This is a genomic window from Wenzhouxiangella sp. XN79A (genome assembly GCF_012272825.1).
Classification (GTDB): Bacteria; Pseudomonadota; Gammaproteobacteria; order Xanthomonadales; family Wenzhouxiangellaceae.
The window spans coordinates 1-5354 of sequence record NZ_JAAWWS010000126.1; the positions used below are offsets into that span (position 1 = coordinate 1).

The 5354-nt window shown below is 67.1% G+C and carries 5 protein-coding genes; all 5 read left to right on the forward strand.

Translation table 11 applies throughout. The features are described 5' to 3' along the window. The first annotated feature begins 88 nt into the window (after positions 1-88). Positions 89-556: a hypothetical protein gene (locus HFP89_RS01975; RefSeq protein WP_168715969.1), complete on the forward strand. Its 468-nt coding sequence runs from the start codon at positions 89-91 to the stop codon at positions 554-556. A 158-nt stretch (positions 557-714) separates the two neighbouring features. After that, entirely contained in the window at positions 715-1410 is a 696-nt protein-coding gene (locus tag HFP89_RS01980) for a fimbria/pilus periplasmic chaperone (RefSeq protein ID WP_240955850.1), read from the forward strand. Continuing rightward, positions 1389-3773 carry a hypothetical protein gene (locus tag HFP89_RS01985; protein WP_168715971.1) on the forward strand — a complete coding sequence of 795 codons (2385 nt, stop codon included), beginning with the start codon at positions 1389-1391 and terminating at the stop codon, positions 3771-3773. Before HFP89_RS01980 ends, HFP89_RS01985 begins: the two co-directional genes overlap by 22 nt. Beyond that, a complete protein-coding gene (locus tag HFP89_RS01990) occupies positions 3770-4639 on the forward strand; it encodes a hypothetical protein (RefSeq protein ID WP_168715972.1) in 870 nt (289 codons plus the stop codon). Before HFP89_RS01985 ends, HFP89_RS01990 begins: the two co-directional genes overlap by 4 nt. Positions 4640-4890: 251 nt before the next feature. Further along, on the forward strand, positions 4891-5354 hold a 464-nt coding region (locus tag HFP89_RS01995; protein ID WP_168715969.1), incomplete at its 3' end, for a hypothetical protein.

Below are 5354 nucleotides of genomic sequence, written 5' to 3' on the forward strand. Positions count from 1 at the left end.
AAAATCGCATTCGTACTTGCGAAGGCCATCGGGCCTCGAACAACGAACGAATCACCCAACAAGAAACCATTCAATAGAGGAAACGACAATGAACAAGCTCGCAATCGCAACCGCCATCGCCGCCGTCTTCGCCGGCACCTCCGCCTTCGCCGCCGTCGGTGGCCAGACCTCGGGCGAAATCGTCATCAAGGGCACCGTCGGTGACCTGTGCGAAATCGCCGTGGTCGACCTGGGCACCAACCTGAACCTGGTCGACGGCGAGCAGAACGCTCGGGTCGGTGAGATCACCGAGACCTGCAACAACCCGGAAGGCTACGAAGTCTCCTTCAGCTCCGACAACGGCGGCTACATGGCCGGCCCGCTGGACGCCCAGTCGTTCTACCGCATCAGCTACGACGACATCGAGGACGAAAGCCTGGAAGACGACCAGCGCATCGAACGCGACGAGCCGCAGTGGAACGCCGCCTACGACCTCACCGTCAACGTCGACGGCGACAGCGAACTGCCGGCCGGCAGCTACCGCGACCTGGTCACGGTGGAAATCGCAGCGCTCTGAGTACTTCGCTACACTGGACCCGTCCTCGGGTCAAAAAAAGGCCCGGGTTGGAAACCAGCCCGGGCCGAATCGTTTGAAGTCAGAAAACCAACTTCAATAGAGGTACGCCGATGATAACCATAAATCAGCCAATTGCAAGAAGCGCATCGGCGGTCGTGATGCTTGCGCTGGTGCTGACGGTGCTGACCGGACCGGTCGCGGCATTCAACTTCACGCCGATCGACGCCACACTTCGACCGGCCGGTAGCGGGGCCACCCAGACCTTCTCGGTCGACAACCCCAGTCCTTCGCCGGTCGCCGTCGAAATCACCATGCACACGCGCGAAATGACGCCGGACGGCGAGGACATCCTGGCACCGGCCGACGACCTGTTCACCGTCTATCCCAGCCAGTTGATCCTTCAGCCCAACGGCCGGCAATCGGTTCGCGTGCAGTGGAACGGGCCGGCCGAGCTCGATCGCGAACGTGCCTTCCGCCTGATCGCCGAAGAACTGCCGATCGATCTGGGCGATGATGAAGACCAGGGTGCCGGTCTCGACCTGCTGGTCCGCTACGTGGCATCGGTCTATGTCCAGCCGCAGGGTGCGTCGGCACGACTGTCGATCGAGCCGGACGTCGGCGACGACGGGGTGGTGCTGGTGGTCCGCAACGCCGGGACGATGCGCGCCGTGCTCCGCGACGAGGATTACGCGCTGTATGCCGATGGCCGGATCGTCGAACTCGATGCCGCCCAGCTCGACGGCCTGGCTGCGGTCAACGTGCTGGCCGGCCATACTCGCCGGCTGGCGATTCCTGCAAGCGCCGGGCTGGCCGATCGAGAGCTCGAGGTTCGGTGGTTGCGCGACTCCGACTGAGCCTGCTGGGCGGCCTGGTCGCCCTCGGCACGGCCTCGTCCGGAGCCGTCGCGCAAGACGAAGACGACCTGTTCGCACGCGTCTTCGGCAACCGCAGCCAGACCCCGGCGGCGATCGAGCTGGACGTCGATCTGATGCTCCAGGGCGTGATTCTCGGCAGCGTGGGCGCTCGGATCGAAGGCCCGGACCTGGTCGATATCGACCGAGAAGCGCTACTGGAAGTGCTCCGGACCGTACTCGCCGAGGAACGGCTGGCGGCGCTTCACTCGGCCGAACCACGCATCGACCCGGCTCGTCTGGCCCGGTTCGGCATCGATCTGGCCTACGATCCCGTGGCGCTGGCGGTGCGCCTGGACGTTCCCCCCGAGTACCGCATCGAATGGCAGGTCCCGATCGCGCCGCAGCGGCCGCCGGCGGCCGGACGCACGCGCTACGACGCAGCGACCGTCAGTGCCGGGCTGAACCTGTTGCCGAGCCTGGTCCACGACAGCGACCGCAACCGACTGGACGCTGCAGTCACCGCCGATGGTTTCTTCAACGTTCGAGGCTGGGCGATCCAGGGTGAGGGGGCGTGGTCGGAAGCGACGGGACGGGTTCGGCGCGGCCCGTTCCGACTTCACCGCGACTTCGTCGGCCACCGCGTCCGACTGACCGTCGGCGAGCTGCGCAGCCCGGCCTTCGGTCAACAGCCGGCGCTGCCGCTGCGCGGCATTTCCTTCGGTCGGGTGTTCTCGATCGATCCCTACGATCCACCGTTCCCCGGCCTGATCGCCCCGCTGCTGCTCGAAGCGCCGACCGAAGTGGAGGTCACCGTCGACGGTCGCCTGGTCGAGCGCGTCCGGCTGCCGGCCGGACCGACCCTGCTGTCGGAGTTCCCGCTCCGTGCCGGCCTCAACGATGTGCGGATCGACCTGTATCGCGACGGCCTGCTCCATCGCCAACTCGATCTGTTCGGCTGGTTCGATCGGACCCGGCTGGGCGCCGGCCGGCAGGAGTTCCACGTGAGCATCGGCCAGCCCTGGCTGCAGGGCGCAGATCGACCGCGCCTGCAGCACGACGAGGCCTGGTTCAGCGCCGCGATCCGGCGCGGCATCAACGCGCGCTGGACCAGCGGGGTGGGCCTGCTGGCCGACAGCGCCAGCGGCGACGCGGTGGTCGACTGGAGCAACGACATCGGCTTCGCCCGCTGGTCGCTGAACAGCGGGCTGGCGGTCAGCCGCGACCGTCGGCCGGGGACGGCCGGGACGATCTCGCTGCAGCAGGAGCCCGGCCGCGGGCGAATCTGGAGCCTCCGGATGGGGCTGGGCTGGCGCGACGACGCATTCCGCCCGTTCGGCATCGAAACCGCACCCGGCCGCGAGCTGCGCGGCGAATTCGCGCTGTTCCGCCCGCTCGGCGACCGGCTGCGCTGGAGCGGAACCCTGCGGCTGGCCGACCGCGAAGCCGGCCTGCAGGGCCGCTTCAGCTCGGTGCTGTCGTGGCGACCGAACCGGGCCTGGTCGGTGCAGCTGAGAGGCACCGCGCAACAGGGCGCCGGTCCGGACGATCTCGGGCTGACGCTGACCCTGGACTGGCAGCCCCGCCGGGGGAAGCATGCATTGACCGCCGAGTTCGACAACGACGGCAACTGGCTGGGCGGCTGGCGGTACAACAGCCAGTCGGCCGGCAGCGGCCACGGCGCCAGCGTGTTCATCCAGGACAGCGGCGGCAGCCAGGACGTGCGCGGATCGGCTTCGTTCCGCAACCACAGGATTCGCGCCGGACTCGACCATCGCTGGTCGATCGGCGACAACGCCCGGACCCGGTTGGCCGCACAGACCGCCCTGGTCTTCGCCGACGGCCGATTCGGGCTCGGCGATCGCGTCGGCGACGGCTTCGTGGTGTTTGCCGGCCGGCCGGGAACCGGGCGGGTCGAGGTCAACCCCGACGACGACGAGGCACGCAGCCGATCCGGTCTGCTGGGGCCCGCGGTCGTCGGCGACCTGACGCCCTACCTCGAACGCGGCTTCACGATCGGCCTGCCGGAGGTGCCGATCCAGAGCGATCCGGGCGATCTGCAGCCGGTCGCCCGCGCCGGATTCCTGCAGGGCGTGGTGGTCCCGGTCGGGCCGGTGCCCGGTGCAGCGCTGCGCTTTGCGGTGCACGACGCGGACGGACAGCCGCTGGTGCTGAGCGTCGGGGAACTGGTTCCGGCCGATGGCGGCGAACCCTACGTCTTCTTCAGCAACCGCACAGGTCAGGTCGAACTGGGCGGGATCCCACCCGGCCGGTACCATCTTCGCGTGTCCGCCATCGGCCTCGATCGCCCGATCGAGATTCCAGCCACCCCGGCCGTCCAGCCGCTTGGAGTGATCTCGCCATGATTCGACCCCGGTTCTTCGCATCGATCGCCGCGTTGGTACTGCTGGTTCCGGCCGGTTCGGCCGGCGCGCAATCGTGTCGACCCGAGCTGACCCTCGAACCCCCGGTCGCCGATCAATGGCTGCTCGAGCAGTTCGCGTCAGGCCAGCAGATCCGGATCCCCTTCCGCATCGAACTCACCACTTCAGGCGTCGATTGTGGATTTCTGGTCGGATTCGACCTGGTGCATTCAAGCCAGGTCGACGCCCACGTCGAGCGGCGACCGTTCAGTCCGCCGCTGCTTGACGTCTCCGCGGCCGATCCGCGCCGTCTGCTCGGCGGAACCGTATCGCGCGATCGGCCGATTTCGTTCGACCTCGACCTCGTGGTCACGCCGGCCCCGGGCCTGTCGGCCGGCCGAATCAACATCCAGCTGACTCAACGTGCCTATTCCGGCAGCGACCCGGCATCGGCCACCGAAACCGACCGGATTCGTGAGCGCGTCGCCCTGGACGTTCCCGCGGGCGCCCGCCTTCGGGTCCGCTCCGATGCCGGTGAGCAGCCGCTCGACAGCGGGGTGGGTTTCCTGGCCCTCGGCAATCTGGTCTCGGGCGGGCGCGGACGCGCCTGGCTGACCCTCGACGGGAACGTACCGGTGACGCTGGACGTCGTGGCGGCCAACGGCGCGCTCGTGCATGAGGAGTTTCCCGAATACACCGTGCCGTACACGCTTTCGCTCGGCGGCGTTGCCGGTGCCGGCAACATGGCGCTGGAGACCCGTCTCGAGCCCGGCGATACGGTCACGCTCGACGTCGATGTGGGGGAACTGGAACGCCTGGTGGCCGGCGACTACCAGGATGTGCTCCGGATCACGATCCGCACCGATTGAACCGCGGCCCGCGACCGAAAGTGCGCACTGCGTCACATTGCCTGACGCATTTTGTCGATCGGCTTGGTCTTCCCCGTCGCACGGCAGTAGCTTGATCCCCCGATAGAACTTTTTTCTTCATTACGATCAGTGTTTTGCCGTATTCCATCTCAACTTTGGCACGAAAATCGCATTCGTACTTGCGAAGGCCATCGGGCCTCGAACAACGAACGAATCACCCAACAAGAAACCATTCAATAGAGGAAACGACAATGAACAAGCTCGCAATCGCAACCGCCATCGCCGCCGTCTTCGCCGGCACCTCCGCCTTCGCCGCCGTCGGTGGCCAGACCTCGGGCGAAATCGTCATCAAGGGCACCGTCGGTGACCTGTGCGAAATCGCCGTGGTCGACCTGGGCACCAACCTGAACCTGGTCGACGGCGAGCAGAACGCTCGGGTCGGTGAGATCACCGAGACCTGCAACAACCCGGAAGGCTACGAAGTCTCCTTCAGCTCCGACAACGGCGGCTACATGGCCGGCCCGCTGGACGCCCAGTCGTTCTACCGCATCAGCTACGACGACATCGAGGACGAAAGCCTGGAAGACGACCAGCGCATCGAACGCGACGAGCCGCAGTGGAACGCCGCCTACGACCTCACCGTCAACGTCGACGGCGACAGCGAACTGCCGGCCGGCAGCTACCGCGACCTGGTCACGGTGGAAATCGCAGCGCT

What these genes read in the sequence shown, in the direction of transcription:
- HFP89_RS01975 (WP_168715969.1), top strand. Translation starts at nt 89, where the DNA reads ATGAACAAGCTCGCAATCGCAACCGCCATCGCCGCCGTCTTCGCCGGC.
- HFP89_RS01980 (WP_240955850.1), top strand. Translation starts at nt 715, where the DNA reads ATGCTTGCGCTGGTGCTGACGGTGCTGACCGGACCGGTCGCGGCATTC.
- HFP89_RS01990 (WP_168715972.1), top strand. Translation starts at nt 3,770, where the DNA reads ATGATTCGACCCCGGTTCTTCGCATCGATCGCCGCGTTGGTACTGCTG.